Consider the following 21,491-nt stretch of genomic DNA (forward strand, 5'->3'; position numbering starts at 1 on the left):
CGGATTGGGCGGCGGCGCAAGGGGGCGGTTGCGATATCGGCCCATGCGGCGATATCGGCGCTTTCGCCCGGCGGCGCGGCGCAATAAGCTGGCGCCATGACAGATACTCCCCGATTCATTCACCTGCGCCTGCACACCGAGTATTCGTTGTTGGAAGGCGCTATGCGGTTGAAAAAGCTGCCCAAGTTATGTGCCGATCTTGGCATGCCCGCCGTGGCGGTGACCGATACCAACAACATGTTCGCGGCACTGGAATTTTCCGTGGCCGCGGTTGAGGGGGGTGTGCAGCCGATCATCGGCTGTCAGGTCGATGTGGCCTATGACCCCCCGGCACCGGGGGAAAAACCGCGCGATCCGGCGCCGGTGGTTTTGCTGGCCCAGAACGAAACCGGCTATGGCAATTTGATGAAGCTGAATTCGGCGCTGTATCTCGACAAGGGCGGTGCGATCCCCGAGGTGAGCGTGGATGAATTGGCCGCCCATGGTGCGGGATTGATTTGCCTGACCGGTGGCCCCGATGGCCCGGTGGGGCGGTTGCTGCAGGCCGGGCAGGGGGCCAAGGCGCAGGCATTGATGGCGCGGTTGGCCGAGATTTATCCCGGACGGTTGTATGTGGAATTGCAACGCCACCCGGGCGAAGATGGCCGCGCGCCTGAGGCCGAGCGTTTGACCGAGCGGGGCCATGTGGAGATGGCCTATGCGATGGATCTGCCTTTGGTCGCCACGAACGATGTGTATTTCCCCAAGGCCGACATGTACGAGGCCCATGATGCATTGATCTGCATCGCCGATGGCGCCTATGTCGATCAGCAACAGCCGCGCCGCCGCCTGACGCCACAGCATTATTTCAAATCACCCGCCGAAATGATTGCCCTGTTTGCCGATCTGCCCGAGGCGATTGAAAATACTGTGGAAATCGCCCGCCGCTGTGCGGTGAAATCTGTGCGCCGCGATCCGATCCTGCCGAAATTTGCCGAAAACGAAGTGGCCGAGTTGCGCCGTCAGGCGCAAGAGGGATTGGTGGAACGGCTTAAGGTTATTCCCCATGCCGCATCGGTTGAGGAATACGAAAAGCGTTTGGAATTCGAGCTGGGCATCATCGAGGGCATGGGGTTTCCCGGCTATTTCCTGATCGTGGCGGATTTCATCAAATGGGCCAAGGAGCAGGGGATTCCGGTGGGGCCGGGGCGCGGTTCGGGGGCCGGATCGCTGGTGGCCTATGCGCTGACCGTGACCGATCTTGATCCGCTGCGATACTCGTTGTTGTTTGAACGGTTCTTGAACCCCGAACGTGTGTCGATGCCAGACTTTGACATCGATTTCTGCATGGATCGCCGGGAAGAGGTGATCAGATACGTTCAGGAAAAGTATGGCCGTGACAAGGTGGGCCAGATCATCACATTCGGCGCGCTGTTGTCCAAGGCGGCGGTGCGTGATGTGGGCCGTGTTTTGCAAATGCCCTATGGGCAGGTGGACCGGCTCAGCAAAATGATTCCGGTTGAAGGGGTGAAACCCGTTTCGATCGAAAAGGCATTGGCGGACGAGCCGCGCCTGCGCGAGATGGCGCGCGAAGAAGAGGTGGTTGCGCGGCTGTTGGACTATGGCCAACAGGTTGAGGGGTTGTTGCGCAACGCATCCACCCACGCCGCCGGGGTGGTGATTGGCGACCGGCCCTTGGATGAGTTGGTGCCGCTGTACCAAGACCCCAGATCCGACATGCCCGCGACCCAGTTCAATATGAAATGGGTGGAACAGGCCGGATTGGTCAAATTCGACTTTTTGGGCCTGAAAACCCTGACCGTGGTGCAGAATGCCGTTGATCTGATTTTGGGGGGCGGGCGGCCCTTGCATGTGGCGGCCGATGGGCGCGAGTTATACCAGCCACCCGAGGGCGGTGAGAATGACATCAACCTGATTCCGCTGGATGATGAGGCGTCGTATAAACTGTACGCCAGCGCCAAGACGGTGGCAGTGTTTCAGGTGGAATCCAGCGGCATGATGGATGCCCTGCGCCGGATGAAACCCACCTGTATCGAAGATATCGTCGCCCTTGTGGCGCTGTACCGGCCCGGTCCGATGGAGAATATTCCGACCTATTGCGAGGTAAAGAACGGGCTGCGTGATCTGGAATCGATTCACCCGTCGATTGACCATATTCTGGCCGAAACCCAAGGCATCATCGTGTATCAGGAACAGGTGATGGAAATTGCCCAGGTGATGGCCGGTTATTCCCTGGGGGGGGCCGATCTGTTGCGCCGGGCGATGGGTAAAAAGATCGCCGCCGAAATGGCAAAAGAGCGGCCCAAGTTTGAAAGTGGCGCCAAAGCCAACGGGGTTGAAAAGAAAAAGGCGACCGAGGTTTTTGACCTGTTGGAGAAATTCGCCAACTACGGGTTTAACAAATCCCACGCCGCCGCCTATGCGGTGGTGTCGTATCAAACCGCCTGGCTCAAGGCGAATCATCCGGTCGAATTCATGGCCGGGGTGATGAATTGCGATATCCACCTGACCGACAAATTGGCCGTTTACGCCGAAGAGGTACGCCGCGGGCTGAAGATTGACATCGTGCCGCCCTGTGTGAACCGCTCGGCCGCGCCCTTCACCGTAAAGGATGGCGCGGTTGTTTATGGGTTGGGCGCATTGAAAAACGTCGGGCTTGAGGCGATGAAGCTGATCACGAATGCGCGGGGCGACAAACCCTTTGTCACGCTGTTTGATCTGGCGCGCCGGGCCGATCTGAAACGGGTTGGCAAACGCCCGATGGAAATGTTGGCCCGCGCCGGCGCGTTTGATGAATTGGACCCGAACCGCCGCCGGGTGTTTGAATCGCTTGATGCGTTGGTAAATTATTCCGCCGCGATTTTTGAGCAGAAAAACAGCAATCAAGTGTCACTGTTTGGCGAGGCGGGCGATGATCTGCCCGAACCGCGCCTGTCGCCGGTGGGTGATTGGTTGCCTGCCGAAAAGCTGGCCGAAGAACACAAGGCGATTGGGTTTTATCTGTCCGGTCATCCGTTGGATGATTACATGGCGGCGCTGAAGCGTAAAAAGGTTACGACCCTGGCCGATTTGACGCTGGACGTGGCGCGCGGCCCACGGATGGCGAAACTGGCCGGGGCGGTGGCATCGCGCCAGGAACGCAAATCTGCCAAGGGCAACCGGTTTGCCTTTGTGCAATTGTCCGATCCGACGGGCCTGTATGAAGTCACGCTGTTTTCCGATGTTCTGGAAAAATGCCGCGATTTTCTTGAGCCGGGGATGAATGTTGTCGTCACGGTTGAGGCAACGTTTGAATCGGAACAGTTGAAATTGCTGGCCCGGTCCGTGGCCCCGATTGACAGCGCCGTGGCCGATGCGGGGGGCGCGGGATTGCGCGTGTTCGTAAATGAGCAGGACGCGGTGGCGGCGGTGGCTTCGGTTTTGCAAGGGGCGATGGGCGATCAAAAGATCCGCTCGCGCGGGCCGGTGCAATTGTGCCTGATGCACCCTGAATTGCCGGGCGAAGTTGAAGTATCACTGGGGGCTGATTTTCCGGTGACACCGCAAATCAAGGGCGCCATCAAATCGCTGGGCGGTGTTGTAACGGTTGAGGATCTATGATGGTTCAGCATCTGCGCCTGTGGCTTTCATGTGGTTTTGTCGGTTTGGCATTGGTCGGGTGTGGCGCGCCTGCGCCCACTGATGCACCTGTGCGGGGGCTGGCGGCGGAAACCGCCGGGGTGGATGCCGATGGCGAACCCATCGTGGCCGAAGCACAGGCAGAGGTTGCCGGGCCGACCGATCGCAAGGGGCTGTTTGGGTTCTTGTCGCGCAAAGCGCCCGAAGTCGATGTTGAAACCGTTGCGCCCGAAACGCAGGCCGAGGCGGAACAAACCGCCGGGCCGGAAGAGGTAGTCGCCACACCAGACGAGGCGCCGCGCCGGGGCCTGTTTGGTGGGTTGTTTGGCGGCGGGGGCGGCTCTGCGCCCACTCCGGTTGCGCTTGCGGCGAATGCGGCCCCCGGGGCAGAGGCCGCCAGCGGTGAGGTGGCGAAGGGCACGGTGTTGCCATTTGGGCAGGTTGCCAAGGTGTGTGGTTTGTCATCGGGCGAATTGGGTCAGGGCGTGGATCAGTTTCCCAAAGAGGGGCGCGCGCGGTGGCAATTGCACGACCCGGTTCCGGCCTCAACCGGAGCGCGAAGCCAGTATATCACCGGGTTCAAGGACCGCTGCGCGCGGCAGGTGACGGGGGCGATGGTACTGTTTGGCAATGCCGATGTGCACGAGGCCACGCGCTATGTATCGACCAATTCACGGCCCTATACGGCGACCGATGACGCCTATGAGAAGGTGAAATCGCGCCTGTGCGGGGTGCGCCCCGGCGTGCCCTGCCCGGCAGATCGGCAGGATCGTCTGGCCAAGGCGGTAAGTTTCGTGACGGTTTATTCGCGCTTTGGGGCGACGGATGAATGGTACGAATTGCTGTTGGTCAATGGCGAATTGGAAGCGGCATCAATGAGCGGGCTGTGAGGGTTCGTCGGATGACGCTCGGCGGACGCCGTCGCCCCACCCGCCGTCCCACGGCCTTACCAGTGGGGTGGGCGATCATCGGCCAGAGGCACGCTGCCGCCTTCGCTCAGCTCGCGCTCGGCCTCGCGCTGCATCACCATCGCCAGGCGGCGTTCGACCCGTTCCAGGCGCTGGGCATGGTCGGTGACGATATCTGACAAATCATCCACCACCCGGGTCAGGTGGGCGATGCGTTCTTCCAGGGCGTGGCGGTCTGTATCCATGACCCAGATGTATCACCCGCGCCGCGATACACCAGCCCTGTTTACACCCGCCCCCCGCTTGCCCCCACGCCGCCCTTCCGCTAGACGCAGCGCCAACACCGCAGCACCGTGAGGGAACGATGGCCAAGGTCAAAAAGACGCCCCGCCCCAAGGCGCAGACGCCCAAGGGCTTTCGCGATTATTTCGGCACCGATGTGACGCGCCGCCAGCAAATGCTGGCCACCATCGCCGGAATTTACCACCGTTACGGGTTTGACGCGCTGGAAACATCCGCCGTTGAAACGGTTGAAGCGCTGGGCAAATTCCTGCCTGATGTGGATCGCCCGAACGAAGGGGTGTTCGCATGGCAAGAGGATGAAAGTGATTGGCTGGCGCTGCGCTATGATCTGACCGCGCCATTGGCGCGGGTGGCGGCGCAGTATCGGGCCGATTTGCCGTCGCCCTATCGGCGCTATGCCATGGGGCCGGTCTGGCGCAATGAAAAGCCGGGACCGGGGCGGTTTCGTCAGTTTTATCAATGTGATGCCGATACGGTCGGCGCGCCCTCGGTCGCCGCAGATGCCGAAATTTGCGCCATGCTGGCCGATGTGTTGGAGGCGGTCGGAATTGCCCGGGGCGATTACATTATTCGGGTGAACAACCGCAAGGTTTTGAACGGAGTGCTGGAGGTTGCCGGGTTATCGGGTGATGACAAAGCCGCCGAGCGCGGGATTGTATTGCGCGCGATTGATAAGCTGGATCGGTTGGGCGTTGACGGTGTGCGCGCGCTTTTGGGCGAAGGCCGCAAGGATGAGAGCGGCGATTTTACCAAGGGTGCGGGGCTGAGCAAAGCTGAACAAACGCAACTTATGCGATTTGTGACTGCAAATGATGATATTGATAACCGTCTTTGGGAAATGCGTGAACTAGCCGGTAATGAAAATCCAAATCTTAAAAGATTAGCAATTGGCGCCTCGTTGCTTAGCGATTCACGAATGAGACAATTACTTTCGGGGCCTGAATGGGGCAATTTGCGTAACAAATTAACCATCTCCGTACTGGAGGACATTGTTGGCTCTTCTAGTCAAGGAAAAGAAGGTGTCCGAGAACTGGAAGAGATTTCTACCCTCCTCGCCGCCCAAGGATACGGCCCCGACCGCATCGTGATCGACCCTTCGGTCGTGCGTGGCCTTGGTTACTACACTGGCCCGGTTTATGAGGCGGAACTCACCTTTGAAACGCTGGATGAAAAAGGCGTTCCGCGTCAGTTTGGCAGTGTTGCGGGCGGGGGCCGTTATGATGATCTGGTGAAACGATTTACCGGTCAGGAAGTGCCGGCAACTGGTGTTTCCATTGGGGTCGATCGCCTGTTGGCTGCCTTGGCGGCGCAGAACAAGGGCAAGAGCGATGAACGCGGGCCGGTGGTGATTACCGTGATGGACCGCGAGCGCATGGCCGAGTATCAAACCATGGTGGCCGAGCTGCGCCAGGCGGGAATTCGCGCCGAGGTTTACCTGGGCAATCCAAAGAATTTTGGCAATCAGTTGAAATATGCCGACAAGCGCAACTCACCCATCGCGGTGATCCAGGGCGGCGATGAGGCCGCGCGCGACGTGGTGCAGATCAAGGATCTGGATCTGGGCGCGAAACTGGCCGAAACGGTCAGCCATGAGGAATGGAAGGACCAGCCAGCCCAATTTGAATGCCCGCGCGCCGATATGGTGGCGGAAATTCAAAAGCGTCTGGCGCGCGGCTGATGGTACAATCCCCCACAGAAAAACCCGCCATTCTGGCCGAGGCTGCCCGCCTGCGCGCCTTGTTCGAAGCCGCCGGCGCGCAACCCGTCGAAGCGCCGATCCTGCAACCTGCGGATCTGTTGTTGGATCTGTACGGCGAAGACATCCGGGCGCGGGCCTTTACCACGTCTGATCCGCTGCACGGTGAACAGATGTTGCGCCCGGATTTCACTGTGCCGGTGGTACAGATGCATATGGCGGGGGGGGCCGATCCGGCGCGCTATACCTATTCGGGCGAGGTGTTTCGCCGTCAGGAAGACGACCCCGAGCGCGCCCGCGAATATATACAGGTCGGGTTCGAAGTGTTCGATGGCGCCAATCCGGCCCGCGCCGATGCCGAAGTGTTCGCGGTAATTGCCCGTGCCCTGGCCGATGTGCCGTTGCGCGCGGCGGTGGGCGATATCGGCATTCTGATCGCGGCCATCAACGCCCTGTCGACCAGCGCGCGGCGCAAGGCGGCATTGTTGCGGCATTTGTGGCGGCCAAACCGGTTTCGGGCCTTGCTGGATCGGTTTGGTGCGGCAGAACCCACCGCGCGGCGGGCGAAATTGCTGGCCCTGGACGATCCGTTCGAAGGCGCCGGCCCCGAAATCGGCCTGCGCAGTCGCGCCGAGGTTGAGGCGCGTCTGGCGATCCTGCGCGATGATGCCAACGCGCCGCCGATCCCGGCGGTTCAGGTGGAACTTCTCGATGATCTGATGGCCCTGCGTGCGCCCGCCCCCGCCGCGCTGAGCCGGTTGCAGGATGTGGCGGTGGACATGCCCGCCATCGTTCCGGCGGTGGATCTGTTCGAGGCCCGGTTGGCCGCCCTGTCGGATCAGGGGGTCGATCTGCGCAGTCTGGAATTTGAAGGCAGCTATGGCCGCACCACGATGGAATATTACGACGGCTTCGTGTTCGGGTTTTACGCCGAAGGGCGCCACGATCTGCCCCCTGTCGCCAGCGGCGGGCGCTATGACGCGCTGACCCGTGTGTTGGGGCAGGGGCGTGCAATTCCGGCGGTGGGCGGCGTGATCCGCCCCGATCTGGTGCTGATGCTGGGGGCGGGAACATGACGTTCAAATTGGGTGTGCCGTCCAAGGGGCGGCTGATGGAAAAGACGTTCGATTGGTTTGCCGATCACGGTATCACCTTGGCGCGGGTTGGATCAGAGCGGGAATATTCCGGTGTGGTCAGCGGCATTGAGGGCGTTGAACTGGTGCTGCTGAGTGCGGGTGAGGTGCCCCGCGAACTGGCCGCCGGGCATATCCACATGGGCGTGACCGGCACCGATCTGGTGCGCGAAAAACTGCCGCTGTGGGCAAGTCAGGTGAAAGAACTGGCGCCGATGGGGTTTGGCCAGGCCGATCTGGTGATTGCCGTGCCGGATCATTGGGTGGATGTGGAAACCCTGGATGATCTGGATGCCGCTGCCGCCGCGTTTCGGGCGCGCCACGGGTTTCGGATGCGGATTGCGACGAAATATCACCGGCTGATCCGCACCTATCTGCGCCTGCACGGGGTGGCGGATTATCAACTGGTCGACAGTCAGGGCGCCACCGAAGGCACCGTGCGCCAGGAAACTGCCGAAGCCGTGGCCGACATCACCAGCACCGGCGAAACCCTGCGCGCCAACCATTTGCGGATGCTGGCCGATGGGCCGGTGCATCAATCACAGGCGACGCTGTTTCAATCCCTGACCGCGCCTTGCGATGATGCCAGTATCGCCGCCAAGGAACAGATCAAGGCGCGGTTGGGGTTGCGCGATTAGCGCACGCCGCTGTTGCGCGATTAGCGCACGCCGCTGTTGCGCGATTAGCGCACGCCGATGTCTGCTAACGCGGCGGCCAATTGCGGTGGCAGCGCGGGTTCGGCGCGCCGCCCTTTGGGCAGGTCGCGCGGCGCGTCGTCGGGCTGTAAATAGCGCCAGCCCTGAAACGGGCGTTTTGGCGTCACTTCAACCCGGATCACATCGGGGGCCATCACGATGCCACAGCGGCGAATGCCGTCTTCGCCGATGATTTCACGAAAGCCGGTGATCGGTTGGCGGGCCTGAATCAGCCCGCCGATCACCCAATACATCGATCCGCCTGCCAAAATCTCGTCCACACGTTTGGGCCACATGCGGGTGATGTGGTAATATGCCCCATCGGCAATCTGGCGCGACCGATTGCGTTGCCAATCGATCAATGTCTCGACAGACTCGGTTCCGACGCTGAGCTTCAGCATGTTCACATATTTTTTCACAGATTCACCCCCAAGTGACCCACATAAGGTATAGCAGTATGCGCAGACTTCAACCTGTCGGAAATGCGGCGGAATTGCCTGTTCCCTCTTGGCTGTATTGCGCTAATGTCGATACCTGCCCCGCCAAAAGGATTCGCCCATGACCCGTTTTGCCGCCCCCATCGCCGAACAGATTTGGGATATGAAATATCGCCTGAAAAACGCCGATGACACGCCGATTGATGTCACTGTCGAAGACACCTGGCGGCGGATCGCGAAAGCGACGGCAGCGGTTGAACAAGACCCCCCCAAATGGGAAGACACGTTTTACAACGCTTTGGAAGATTTCAAATATCTCCCCGCCGGGCGGATCACTGCAGGGGCGGGCACCGAGCGCACCGTGACCCTGTTCAACTGTTTCGTCATGGGCACGATCCCCGATGACATGGGCGGCATTTTCGACATGCTGCGCGAGGCGGCGCTGACCATGCAGCAGGGCGGCGGTATCGGATATGATTTCAGCACGATCCGCCCCAAGGGGGCCGATGTCAAAGGCGTGGCCGCCGATGCCAGCGGGCCATTGTCGTTCATGGATGTGTGGGATGCCATGTGCCGCACGATCATGTCGGCGGGATCGCGCCGGGGCGCGATGATGGCCACGATGCGCTGTGACCACCCCGATATCGAGCAATTCATTACCGCCAAATCCGACCCTGCGCGCCTGCGCAATTTCAACGTTTCGGTTCTGGTGACCGATCCATTCATGGAGGCGGTCAAGACCGATCAGCCTTGGGATCTGGTGTTTGGTGGCAAGATCTATCGCACGGTGCGTGCGCTGGATCTGTGGAATGCGATCATGCGCTCGACCTATGATTTTGCCGAACCGGGAGTGATTTTCATCGACCGGATCAATGCCGCCAACAACCTGGGCTATTGCGAAACCATCGCCGCCACCAACCCTTGCGGCGAACAACCCTTGCCGCCCTATGGCGCGTGCCTGCTCGGGTCAATCAACCTGGCGCGGTTGGTCAGTGATCCGTTTGGTGATGGTGCGGCGTTGGACGATACCGCCCTGCACGATCTGGTGCGCGTGGCCGTGCGGATGATGGATAACGTGGTGGATGCCAGCCGCTTTCCCCTGCCCGAACAAAAGGCCGAGGCAAAAGCCAAACGCCGGATCGGTCTGGGCGTGACCGGATTGGCCGATGCATTGCTGATGGTTGGCGCGCGCTATGGCTCGGACCAAGCTGCGCGTCTGACCGAGGATTGGTTGCACCGTGTCGCGCGCGCCGCATATCTGGCGTCGGTGGATTTGGCACGCGAAAAGGGCGCGTTTCCATTGTTCGATGCCGAAAAATACCTTGCATCCGGCGCGATGCAGGGGATGGACGCCGATGTGCGCGATGCCATCGCCAAACACGGCATTCGCAACGCATTGCTGACCTCGATCGCGCCCACCGGCACAATTTCCCTTTATGCCGGCAATGTCTCATCGGGCATTGAGCCGGTGTTCGCCTATGCCTATACCCGCAAGGTTTTGCAAAAGGACGGCACCCGCACCGAAGAAGAGGTGGTGGATTATGCCGTGCAAATGTGGCGTGACCGTAAGGGCGATACACCCTTGCCCGATTATTTCGTCAACGCCCAAACCCTGGCCCCGTTGGAGCATGTAAAGATGCAGGCGGCAGCGCAGAAATGGGTGGATTCCAGCATTTCAAAAACCATCAACTGCCCAGAAGACATCGGGTTCGATGATTTCAAAGAGGTGTACATGGCCGCCTGGGATCAAGGGTGTAAGGGATGTACGACATATCGCCCCAATGCCGTGACCGGCAGCGTTTTGACCGTGTCCGATGAAAAAACGGCCACAGAGGCCCCGGAAGCCATCGCCACAGACGCCGGTGAGCCGCAAAGCCCCCATGGCGATGTGGTCTATATTTCCGAACCGCTGGACCGCCCGCAGGCGTTGGAAGGCAACACCTATAAGGTGAAATGGCCCGACAGCGAACATGCGATCTATATCACCATCAACGACATCATCATCGGCGGCCATCGCCGCCCGTTCGAAGTGTTCATCAACTCCAAAAACATGGAGCACTTCGCCTGGACCGTGGCGCTGACCCGAATGATCAGCGCCGTGTTCCGCCGCGGCGGCGATGTATCCTTTGTGGTGGAGGAACTGAAAGCCGTGTTCGACCCGCGCGGCGGAGCCTGGATGCAGGGCAAATACATCCCCAGCATCCTGGCCGCGATCGGCGGCGTGATCGAACGCCACATGATCGACATCGGCTTTATCGCGGGCGAAGGGATGGGCCTGAAATCCGACCCCCAAGCCGTCACAACGATCGCGCGCGGCAAAGCCTGCTCATCCTGCGGCGGCTATGAGATGCGGATGATTGAGGGCTGCATGACCTGCGGAAGCTGCGGGTTCTCGAAGTGTTCCTGATTGACTGTTCTGACTATTATGACGACAAGCTAATTTTGGCCATTTTCGGGAAAAAATGGCCATTTTACAACTTAACGGCGGCCATTGAGGAAAATCGCGCACGCAGCGTGATTTTCACTGCTCTTCGCGATTTCGGCCCAAAGTCGGCGTCCTGATTGGAACATGGGTCCCGATGCCACGCAACGGAAATGGAATTGGAAGTTTTTTCAAAGATTCTCGCCACAGAATGAGCGCGGATATCTGTGAGGATTGAACGGAGCGTAGGCCACGGTCGATGCATCGCGAAGATGCTGCAAATGGAAAAGGCCGCGGGCTACCCCGCGGCCTTCTGCTTTTTGTGATTGATGGTCCGGTGGTCTGTGTCAGCCGGATTCCGATGCGTCAGGCGGCTTTCAGGCGGGCGATCTGAAGCTCGGCATCGACGCGGGCGGCGAGGAGGTCGCGCATCGCGAGAGCCTTCTTGAAGCGCTGCAGGAACAGATCGAGGCGGCACCCATTTTCCGATAGAATGGGTTTCGATCTTACCCGCCCGATCGCGCCGAGTTCCGGATCATTCGTGCCGTCGAACACGTCCTGATGGCCGAGGGTTTCCCGGGCGATGGCCGCGTCGAGAAACGCCTGGATCCAACCGATGCTATCGGGGGCGGAGCTTGAAAGCGGCCCCTCCTGACGCAGGGCGGTGAGCGCCCGCGACAGGGTGTTGAGATCCGTCGCGGACAAGCCGGCATCCGTGCGCTGGGCCTCTTCATGCAGGGCGTCGAGTTCCTGAAGCGCGCATGTCCAGAGCTCTGTGAGCGTCAGTTGATCGTGATATTTCATGGTGATTTCCTCTCATTTAGCGACGCGGGGTGGCCTGGCGGCAGGACAGCCGCCCAAGGTCGGCATGTCATCTCAGGCTGCGGTCTGTGACCACGGCTCGAGCGCAAGCGCGTCCTGCTGTTCATCCCGTTCTCCGATCTCAACCAGCAGAGCGTGGAGTTGATCGGTAAGGAGGCAGATCTGCTCGACTTCCGCGCTGGCAGGGTCGAGCAAGACCCAAGATGTCAGGTCAGGCTCAAAACCATCCATGACAGGATCGAGCGAGAGAAGCCGGTGCAGATCGACCAGCTTCCGCCGCGCTGTCCGATCGAGTCTTGTGGCCTCGCGAAGTGTCGATATCAGGCGCAGGGCGCGCGCCATACCGGCATCTCCGCCGATCAGGGCAGCGGCGTTGCAAAGCGCTGTGCCGCGCTCGTCGAAGTGAGCGCGGACAGTGGCGAGTTGTGGGTCTGCGGACAGTGTTTGGGTTGGAATCTTACGCAGCATATTGGTCCTCCTTATTGTTGCGCGTCTGCCATTCGTGGCAGCATCAAGCCTGTCCGCAGTTGTTTGTTCGGGATGATCTCCTTGATATCTGTCCTGGCCAGTCGGCCACTGTTTTTCGCTTGTCGATATGGATATTGGCCAATGCGCTCCGAGACGAAGGAGAAACTTTGAATTTCGAGAGGGCTTCCGAAGATCCTTGTCGCCACCCGGCTCCATCACGCCGGGGGAGGACAAGGATTGAGGATATAGATCACGATCTGATCCTAATGTGACGGGGTACCTTCGGTTGGATTCTCAGCTGGCTCTGATGGCCTTGTTCCCGTGTTTGGGGGCATTCTGCGCAACCGAACTGGTCATCGCGATGAAAAAAGCCCCCGCAGTCGCGACTGACTGCGGGGGCTGTGCGTGTTCAGGACCCTTAGTGCTACTTTTCGCCGAAGGACCAGGTGACATCCGTATCGCCAGGAGTTTCCGGCGGCGTTGCAGTCTGAGCCGGGCGGGGCGACGCGGTCTGAAGTTCCAGACCGAGGCCGTCCGTAGCGGGCGGCATCCGAGCCTCATGCGGTGTTTCGTCCACATCGAATCCGATCAGCATTTGGTCCTCGAGTTTCGCGATGCGCTCCTGCGAATAGTCGTCGACCAGCAGCCCCTGCCGCGCCATGGCGTCTGCGTTGATCTCCCGGATCCGGGTCATCGCCTTGAAGATGACCATCTCGTCGACCTGCTTCTGGGCGGCGACCGACGCACGGATTTCGCGCGCGGCCATGATCCAGGTTTGGGCGCGTTCACCGCGGTAGCATTCGAACACCGACGGCACCTCGATCCATTGGTTGTTTAGTTCCACGGCAATGGCGCCGATATCCTCGGAATAAAAGCGGACCCGCACTTCTTTTGACGAGGCATGCATGAACCAGCGGGCAAGCACCTCCGAATGGTAACGAATACCCAGCACGATGATCCCCTTCTTCGAGACGGTGCGTTTCAGGCGGGTCCCGAGCGCCTTGCGCCGCAGTTCCACGAGCGGCATGGGCGCGACACCATATTTCGCAACCAACCTGTTCCAGCAATTGCGCGGGGTCTCGCCATCAAGCCCGGCATGGGGACGGCGGTGGTAGACATCGACAACCCAGCGGACCAGGGCCTCGCTCAGATCCTCGGTGGTCAGGGCGGCGCGCGCTTCGGCATCGTAGTCGCCTTTGACGACAGTGTTGCTGAAGGTGTACCCGGTAAAGCGCCGGATGAGATTTTTCGACATTGTGCCGAATATGCGCTCGATCCTTGCCCGAAATTCGGGCATCCCGGCAGGCCCGTGATCGATGTCGATGCTGAGGTCGGTCGCGCCGATTCGGGTGTCGAAATCGATGAATGCGGACCCGCAATCGGTGACGATGAGTTCTGGGGTGCCCGACATGTTCCAAGGGGTCAGTGCGCCTACGGCATCGGACCAGACTCCTTTGTCACGCACGATCATGTCGATGGTCTGCATCGCGCTGCGCCTGCTTGGTGACCTCGAGAGTTTCATCGCGAGAATACAGCGGGTGGTTGTGCAGATCGCTGCGGTCAGATACCAGCGCGTTTTCTTGCCGTCTTCGAGGCCCAGGCTGGCTTTTTCCTCGTCGCTGAGGATTGACCAGATTCCGGATGTCGCAAGAAGCGACATGAGATCGACCTTCCACTCATCCATCTCGACCCGCTCGAGCGGGCGGGTCAGTTCGAGACCCTTGCCGGCAGGCGCATTGCGCTTGCGCGCCTCGTCGAGCCCGAAGCGGGCAATGTCGGTGATGAACGGATCGAGTTTCTTCACCTCGAGGCGGATGGTTTCACGCGATGGCATGGCCAGCGGTGATTTGGCTTTCTCACCTTTCTCGCGGAGTTCCTCTCGCCGAAGGTTCTCGGCGATGAAGGCATCGCGCACGTCTTCGACCACCTGGGCTATTGAGGGTTGTTCCATGACCAGGTAATTCCGGACAGTCTTGGACACGAGCGCCAACTCGTCGGGTCCGATGCGGCGGGGGCGGCTACTACCTGACCCGCGACCATAGAGGGCCGCCATCCCATCACGGCTGAACGCGGCGACGCGTTTCAGAAGCCGGCTGGCGCTGATCTTGGTCGGCACGATCATCTTGTTGCCGCCGGCCTCGATCACATCGCCTTCGCTCGGAACCGACAGGTACTTCCCGGCCTTGAACATAATCTCGGGCAAGGCGGACTTTACCGATGTTTCCGTGCGCTTGACCTTCCCCTCGGCCTCCATTTCGAAAAACGCGCGCACCAGGGATTCATGGTACTTGGCTTTTTGCTGTTGCTTCGGCGCCAGGGTGGAAAGCTCTTGTGCCGGAGCCCGCAGCCGCCGCTTCGCGCTCTCCGGAAGAAAGGCATCGCGGCGGTGTTCGAGTCCGCCAAGCGTGACGCGTTGCGACAGAACCGCATGGGGAAAGGATTCCGAGACGCCGGTGCCATCTGTGCGGGCGAATATATACCCATCTTCGGTGGAATCGATGGCGCGGTACGAAATACCCCCCATGATCACCTCGTCATACTGTCCGAAGGCGAAGCGGGGCAGGGTCGGGCTGGGTTGAATATCGAGCATCAGGCGGCCCTCCGGATGACGTGGGTGTCGTAATCAATTCGCATCGGGCGCTGGAGTTCGAGTTCACGGGCCCCGATGAGGCGGGCGATTGACCGAAATCCGCGGCCGCCAAGGCCAGTATGCGCGACCAGATCGCCGATCTTCGCCGCGCCGACCAGGTTCGAGACCGCATCCCGCATGGCCATGTCCACTTCGGGGTCGCGCCGACGAACGGCCTTGAAGAGCTTCGCATTGTGAAGATCGACCGGGTCGAGATGTTTTTCTGTAATGATCGTCACGCGATCCGCGAACTCGTCAGTGACATGGGACGCGATATCCGCGATCTCGGCCTGGAACTCCTCGGACGAGAGCTTCTCGTCATACTTGACCATGATCGCGACCCGGCTGCCGTCCGTTTTCGTAATGAAAAGGTCGAAGTGATGCCACTTCTTGGAGCCGTCGTCCGCATCCCAAGTGAACAATACCTGGTTCTTCAGTTCCACGACATCGGGACGGGCGAGCAGTGCAAATGCCACATGCTTTTCCGTCAGGCTTTCGGTGTGCATCACGCGCCCGGCACCCGACCCATATACAAAGGCGCAGGAGAAGTGCTTCTTAGCGCCGACGGCTGGCTTGCGCCCGGTTACAGGGCGGGCGGGCAGCAGGGCGTCCGGGTCCGCGTTGGCGGCAGCGGCAATCGCCTCCGCCAGCGAACTGCCATCGCCTGGTTGGCTCCAGTCGAGGCCGGCTTCGTTCAGGGGGTATTCCAATTCTTCGCTCCTTTTCTGTTCCGGGCCCCATCACAAGGGCGCCCGGTTCAAGGAGGAAATTGGTCGAACTGGGATTTGCAGAAGCAAGAAGGGGCTAAAAAGGCAACAAAATTGGAACTATTTCTGCAAGGCGTTGACGAATAAGGAAATTTTAGATCAATAAATCGAAGCCTGATCGCGGTGGGGGAAGCACGGTTGCTCGCATCTAAAAATTTTCCCTGATTGCTTCGCCACCGCCGTCACTGCGGCGCACATGAGATCATCGATTAAACCCGCAAGCCCCCAACGATGCCTGACCGCAGTCACCCATGGTTTTTAGCTCCAGCTGAAACGCATAGATAATTATAGGGTATCAATCACCAGCGCAGGGGTGCGAGGAAGGACCGGGCTGCAGATCACACCGAGGAGTTATACATACGGTCTATCGCTCATGTTGTATCGAGTTTCGAAAAATTGAAACAACACGTCTGTTTTAATATCTAACGCGTCATCGTCGTACTTTGTTGCCGGTAAGCCAGTATTTTCATCATAGAGCAAGTCATAAATTTCCTGTCTAAGACCGTCTCTCGTACTCTGCTTTTGAAATATGTCCTGAACCTCCTCGATCTTTTTCCGGATCGCTATCAGGAGACTTGCTGACGCCGATTTGATCTGACGAATCTCGGCCTTCGTCAGGTCCGCGCGAACCAGTAAATCGAAAACCGGTTTTTGCTCCGCTGTCAGGCCAAGTGCCACATGTGCCTGGGCCGCTGCTTCCATCTCGGCCGTAAGGCGCATCAATGCTTCGAAGGTTGCCTCGATGGTATTCTTGTCTTTCTCCTTGTTATACTCGGAGACAATTTTGTCGAACCGTTCCCGGAAATCATTCAGCGTCGGATTATCAGCAAGCATTTTGGCGAGCCTTTCTTGAAGGACACTACGCAGATCCTGCACATCACTGGCTTTGCGCTCACTTTTGGCAAATTCCTTGCGCAATAACTCGAAATTGACCTTGGATATGTCGAATATCCGGTCTTCTTCACGGTCAGCTTGGATGTCTATAGCTCCGGCAACAATCGCGTTCAGCTTCTGGATTATGGCCGATGTGTCAGCGGCGGCCTTGTCATCTTGCAACGAGCTGTAGATGTAATTGATCGCTTGGTGGTCTGGCTTGTAGATCTCCACCTTCGCGAAGGTCAGACACGCCTTGTATTTGCGGAACACGGCGCGCGCGCCTATTTCGAAACCTTTTCGGGTCTCGTCATTGGTGTTGATAAGCTCCTTTGCGTCCTTGAGCGCTTTCAGTTTGTCGAACCCAGCGGCGGTCTTCATTCGATCGAGATCGTAGCCGTCATCTCGAAGGCGTTCCCGAACCAGTCCGATGGCCTCAGCAAGCTCACCGAGCAGTTTTTCCTCAGGATTGAGAGGATCGACCTCGGGGCTTTCACCATCATCGCCGCCTATCGCTCCCCCGCCGGTATGCCCTGCGAACGTCGCGAGCGCCTTCCGCAGGTTCTTCAAAATACCGCAGTAGTCAACGATTAGGCCATTGTTCTTGCCTTCCTTAACGCGGTTGGCGCGGGCAATGGCCTGCATTAGCGTATGTGCCTGCAATGGCTTGTCGAGATAGAGCGTGGAGAGAGAAGGAACATCAAACCCGGTCAGCCACATGGCGCAGACGATCACGATGCGGAATGGGTGATCTTCACGTTTGAAGGCGCTGTCCACATCCAGACGCTTTTCAACCTCGCGCCCTCCAACCATTTCCTTGACCGTGAACCCGTCTTTCATCCTTTTTCGATGTGGGATGATGTCCAGGCCCCAGTCTTTGAACTTCTTGATTTCACCTTGTTCGTCGCTGACGACGACAGCCATTTGGGTCTCGCGCATCCACTCTATCTGCTGCAATCGAATGACCCGTTCCTGATCATCGGCAATCGCCTTCAGCTCGCCTTCAAGCGCCTCGATCCGGGCCTGCCAAGCCTCCTGAATGTAGTTGTGCATGCGCACGGCAGTGACCTTGTCGATCGCCACATACATGGCCTTACCGCTTTCCCAATTGGTCGAGAAATGCCACACGAAATCCTGCGCCACATGCCGGAGTCGGGGCTCGGCAGTCACCACATGGTATTCACGCTTGAGATCGTCTGACAGTTTCGCCGCAACATCAGGGTCGTCAATCTCGGCGTCAGCGATGGCCTCGGCGAGCTTCTCGTTCAGGCCATTCCCGGAAACCTGAAGCTTGTCCCCCCGCGCATCATAGAACAGCGGCAGGGTCGCGCCATCGGCAATGGCATCCTGAAAATCGTAGGTCGACAGATACGCCCCGAACACCTGCTTGGTGATCTCGTCATTGCCGAACAGCGGTGTGCCGGTGAAACCGATGAAGCTGGCATTGGGCAACCCCTTGCGCATGTTCAGCGCCAGAGTGCCGTATTGGGTGCGGTGCGCCTCGTCTGTCACGACGATCACGTTGTCCCGGTCCGAATAGACCCCGCTCTCGGCCTCAATGTCGGTGAATTTCTGGATCATCGCAAAGACGACCTTTTTCTGCTGGCCAAGCAGTCCGCGCAGATCTTTGGCCGATCCAGCGCGGCAAGGATCCTTGTCGTTATTCGCCAGCCCGACCGACGCGAAGGTCTTGTAGATCTGGTTGTCCAGATCGGTGCGGTCGGTCAGCACGAGGAAGGTGTAATCGCCCCCCAGCTTGCGATGCACCTTCTGGGTGAACAGCGCCATCGAGAACGACTTGCCTGACCCTTGGGTGTGCCAGAACACGCCCAGCTTGCCATTCAGGCTCTCGCGCCGCTCCACGGCATCGACGGCCCGGTTCACGCCGAGGTATTGGTGGTTCTTGGCCAGGATCTTGGCCGGCCCATCCGCCGTATCCGCGTACAGGATGAAATTTTCGAACAGGTCCAGAAACCGCCGCTTGTCGCAGACGATCTTCAGCAGCGCCTCCATCGGCAGCATCGTGTCGCGCCTGTCGCCCTCATTCAGCTTCAGCCAATCGGCGAAATGCTCATAATCCGCGGTGATTGATCCCATCTTGGCCTGCTCACCATTGCCGAGGATGACGAAGGCGTTGAAGTGGAACAGGTGCGGGACGGTGTCCTTGTAATCCGACAGGTTCTCGTTATAGGCGCGGCGCAGGTCGCGGTCGGGGCGCTTGAGCTCGCAGAACATCAGCGGCAGGCCATTGACGAAACCGATGATATCGGCCCGCCGCCGGTGGGCATAGCGCCATCAGTTCAGGAGCTTGCCGAACAGGTTGAAAACGCTGAGACAGCACGCGTGTCGCCACTTCAGGCGTATGTTGTGGATCGACTGTCCGGCATGGAGGGCCCGGATTGGATGGGCGGACAGCGTATCGATCAAGCGGCGCGCGCCTGCGAAATGCTTGGGGTGTGCCGCATCCGCGGAGCGCATGCTGATATCGATGATCTGACGATGCAGCAATGGGACGAGGCGGGCGTTGTTGGCATGGACGCCGTATCCCAGGGGCCGGAAGGCATATACAGGATCTTGGAAGACATCGTACGTGAAACGACCATCGAGAAGCGCTGGGGTGGAGCACCGTCAGCACTGGGCCGGATTTATGACTGGTTGCAGCTCAAAAAATCAAAGCAAGATCCTGGACCCATCCAGGATGTCGTACGGAATTTCGTCGTTGATCATATGCCCATCGAGCCAGGCACGGTGCTGTTCGGAGGCACCGTGTTGAAGCGGAAACGGCATACGGTGGCCACTCTGTCCAAGGTGAGCAGATTACACCAGATAACCTTGAACCGGGCCCTGGTCATCACGGGGCTTCTGGCCGACGGAAAGGTGTTCCGCCGAAAAGACCTCTGAACTCATCTTATCATGACAACACGCAGGCCGCCCTTCGGGGCGGCCTTTTTTGTGCCTGCGTTGGCAAAACTCGCCCCGATCCTGCTGGCAATACTTTGCCCGACCGCTTGGCAAAAGCAGCCGCTCTTTTCAGGCTGCCAATTTTGGCTTATCCGCAAGTGGCTGATTTTATATGTTATTTTTATGAGTTAAAATTGAGCTTGGCATAACTATGCCCGCGTCGACATTCAGTTGTATCGGGACAGGCGTAGTTATGCCAAAACCGCTGTTTTGGTTTGCCACGAAGCGGGGTAAGTTTTGCCAGGTGGCATTAACATCCTGAATTAGAACGATTTTGGCCGGATGAAATATTTCGGCCAAAATTCGCGAAATGACCCCGGACTGCGGCGCTGAGGTCATGATCTGTTAAAAATATCGCAGTGTCCATCGCTTCCAATCGGTAAAAAATGGGGCCGGAGGCTGCGGGCACTCAAAGCCGCGCATCGATTTCAGCCAAATTCCGTGTCTGGTTTTTCACAGGATGCCCGGTTCTTGTGCGGCTCCCTCTATGAGAGCGCTCAGATCCGGGATCTGCGGTGAGATGCGGATTGCGTCTGGGTAACGTGCAAGCATGTCGCTGGCACATAACATTGTTCGAGGTGGATCACCGATGCAACCAGATACAGATATGGAGAGGTTCGCTACCCTGGACTTTGAAGCGTCGAGCCTGTCGCGAGAGAGCTGGCCTATCGAAGTTGGTCTGTCTTGGCTGAAAAACGGCGAAGTACAGACCTGGAGCACGTTGATCCGACCGGCACCAGACTGGGATCTTGCCGACTGGGCGCCTCAGAGCGCCGCCGTCCACGGAATTGCGCTGGAGGATCTTCAAGAGGCACCAGTTGCCTGCACCGTCGTGGATGATCTGCTTGCGAATTTAGGTGATCGGGTGCCGGTTTCGGATGCGCCGGAGTTTGAGGCGCGTTGGCTGTTTCGACTGATGAAAGCAGGCGGTCGCGCCACGATGCCTGCCGTCGAGGACTACCACCAGATTTCCTTTGCGATCTTTTCCGGAATGGCGCTGGACATGCTTTACGAAACGCTCGAACGCCGTCCCGCTCCCCATCGCGCGGGTCCGGATAGTGCCCGGCTTGCAGATGCATGGCGCAAGGCGATGCAATACTGAGGTTCGTCCAGGTGAGGAGGAGAGGAAGAGCGTTGAGGGTGGGGTTTAGAACGACGCCCCGTGTCACCCGATTTCCAGATCTTGCGCGGGCCCTCTTTTGAGGCCGCGCAGATCAGGAAACTCCGGTGCGAAGGAATCCAGATAAACACTGACATCAGCCAGACCGACGGACCCAGTTGCTGCTACACTGGGCCTGGCCAGATTGCCTTGTGAAAGGAGGAGACAGGCATCTTGAAGCTGCCGCATTGGTGCAGCGCAACCCCGGGATGAAACCCATGACCTATTACCAAACACTCACCAAGCAGCCTTGCCCTAACTTGGCGCACGTGCGCGGGTTTCTCCGCGATCACGGGACGGCGTTGGCCAAGGCGGCCCACAGGAGTCCAGTTTTCACCATCATTTGTGCCTGTGTGCGGTTGCAGTTCAGATAATCTGGTATCTTTTTGATCGGTGTGGAATTTTTGATCCGGCGTGCCAGTGCTTCGCCATCTTCAGCGTTGAACGTCTTCCTGATGTCGATCTGGTCCGGGTTCCCCATCGCGTCGATCACGTCTGAGCGTTCCATCCTGTGTTCTCCTCAAGTTGTCATATCGGTTGCAGTCGGCAATTCGCTCGCAGGCCAGCTTCAGCGCATCTGGCGTTGTAATTGTCAGGGGC

15 protein-coding genes and 1 pseudogene are annotated in these 21,491 nt (G+C 59.0%); 8 read left to right on the forward strand and 8 right to left on the reverse strand.

The window, feature by feature from the left end; translation table 11 throughout:
- Positions 1-96: 96 nt before the first annotated feature.
- A complete protein-coding gene (dnaE, locus tag C8265_RS16920) occupies positions 97-3,600 on the forward strand; it encodes a DNA polymerase III subunit alpha (protein ID WP_108485212.1) in 3,504 nt (1,167 codons plus the stop codon).
- Positions 3,600-4,508: a hypothetical protein gene (locus C8265_RS16925; protein WP_126623187.1), complete on the forward strand. Its 909-nt coding sequence runs from the start codon at positions 3,600-3,602 to the stop codon at positions 4,506-4,508. The genes dnaE and C8265_RS16925 overlap by 1 nt, the downstream gene beginning before the upstream one ends.
- Before the next feature lie 56 nt (positions 4,509-4,564).
- On the opposite strand, the gene C8265_RS16930 is transcribed toward C8265_RS16925, so the two are convergent.
- Entirely contained in the window at positions 4,565-4,771 is a 207-nt protein-coding gene (locus tag C8265_RS16930) for a SlyX family protein (RefSeq protein WP_108485214.1), read from the reverse strand.
- Positions 4,772-4,890: 119 nt separating this feature from the next.
- Between C8265_RS16930 and hisS the strand changes: the two genes are divergently transcribed.
- From hisS to hisG, 3 genes are read left to right on the forward strand one after another with little or no spacing between them, the layout of a single operon-like run.
- On the forward strand, positions 4,891-6,507 hold the full coding sequence (gene hisS, locus C8265_RS16935; RefSeq protein WP_108485215.1) for a histidine--tRNA ligase: 1,617 nt from the start codon (positions 4,891-4,893) through the stop codon (positions 6,505-6,507).
- Complete coding sequence (locus tag C8265_RS16940; RefSeq protein ID WP_108485216.1) at positions 6,507-7,601, forward strand: ATP phosphoribosyltransferase regulatory subunit; 1,095 nt, start codon at positions 6,507-6,509, stop codon at positions 7,599-7,601. Before hisS ends, C8265_RS16940 begins: the two co-directional genes overlap by 1 nt.
- Positions 7,598-8,296: an ATP phosphoribosyltransferase gene (hisG, locus tag C8265_RS16945; protein ID WP_108485217.1), complete on the forward strand. Its 699-nt coding sequence runs from the start codon at positions 7,598-7,600 to the stop codon at positions 8,294-8,296. The genes C8265_RS16940 and hisG overlap by 4 nt, the downstream gene beginning before the upstream one ends.
- 44 nt (positions 8,297-8,340) lie before the next feature.
- Here the strand turns inward: hisG and C8265_RS16950 are convergent, their stop codons facing one another.
- A complete protein-coding gene (locus C8265_RS16950) occupies positions 8,341-8,772 on the reverse strand; it encodes a DUF1489 family protein (protein ID WP_108485218.1) in 432 nt (143 codons plus the stop codon).
- A 139-nt stretch (positions 8,773-8,911) separates the two neighbouring features.
- Here C8265_RS16950 and C8265_RS16955 point away from each other — a divergent pair, with 139 nt between their 5' ends.
- Complete coding sequence (locus C8265_RS16955; protein WP_108485219.1) at positions 8,912-11,197, forward strand: adenosylcobalamin-dependent ribonucleoside-diphosphate reductase; 2,286 nt, start codon at positions 8,912-8,914, stop codon at positions 11,195-11,197.
- A 381-nt stretch (positions 11,198-11,578) separates the two neighbouring features.
- On the opposite strand, the gene C8265_RS16960 is transcribed toward C8265_RS16955, so the two are convergent.
- The 5 genes and pseudogenes from C8265_RS16960 to C8265_RS20020 all read right to left on the reverse strand — a co-directional run.
- A complete protein-coding gene (locus tag C8265_RS16960; RefSeq protein WP_108485220.1) occupies positions 11,579-12,016 on the reverse strand; it encodes a hypothetical protein in 438 nt (145 codons plus the stop codon).
- 72 nt (positions 12,017-12,088) lie between these two features.
- Positions 12,089-12,502, reverse strand: a complete 414-nt coding sequence (locus C8265_RS16965) for a hypothetical protein (RefSeq protein WP_108485221.1) — start codon at positions 12,500-12,502, stop codon at positions 12,089-12,091.
- A gap of 424 nt (positions 12,503-12,926) precedes the next feature.
- Positions 12,927-15,092, reverse strand: coding sequence for a Mu transposase C-terminal domain-containing protein (locus tag C8265_RS16970; protein ID WP_108485222.1), 2,166 nt, complete (start codon positions 15,090-15,092; stop codon positions 12,927-12,929).
- Entirely contained in the window at positions 15,092-15,841 is a 750-nt protein-coding gene (locus tag C8265_RS16975) for a hypothetical protein (RefSeq protein WP_126623188.1), read from the reverse strand. The genes C8265_RS16970 and C8265_RS16975 overlap by 1 nt, the downstream gene beginning before the upstream one ends.
- Positions 15,842-16,249: 408 nt before the next feature.
- A pseudogene (locus C8265_RS20020) lies at positions 16,250-19,048 on the reverse strand (type I restriction endonuclease subunit R); the annotation flags it as partial.
- A gap of 90 nt (positions 19,049-19,138) precedes the next feature.
- Between C8265_RS20020 and C8265_RS16990 the strand changes: the two are divergent.
- Together C8265_RS16990 and C8265_RS17000 are read left to right on the forward strand one after the other, a co-directional pair.
- A complete protein-coding gene (locus C8265_RS16990; protein WP_126623189.1) occupies positions 19,139-19,672 on the forward strand; it encodes a hypothetical protein in 534 nt (177 codons plus the stop codon).
- A gap of 649 nt (positions 19,673-20,321) precedes the next feature.
- Positions 20,322-20,834, forward strand: coding sequence for a 3'-5' exonuclease (locus C8265_RS17000; protein ID WP_108485227.1), 513 nt, complete (start codon positions 20,322-20,324; stop codon positions 20,832-20,834).
- Positions 20,835-21,180: 346 nt separating this feature from the next.
- Here C8265_RS17000 and C8265_RS19560 read toward each other — a convergent pair whose 3' ends face one another.
- Complete coding sequence (locus C8265_RS19560; RefSeq protein ID WP_164512366.1) at positions 21,181-21,399, reverse strand: hypothetical protein; 219 nt, start codon at positions 21,397-21,399, stop codon at positions 21,181-21,183.
- Positions 21,400-21,491: the final 92 nt, after the last annotated feature.

Source organism: Oceaniglobus ichthyenteri (genome assembly GCF_003057885.1).
Classification (GTDB): domain Bacteria; phylum Pseudomonadota; class Alphaproteobacteria; order Rhodobacterales; family Rhodobacteraceae; genus Oceaniglobus; species Oceaniglobus ichthyenteri.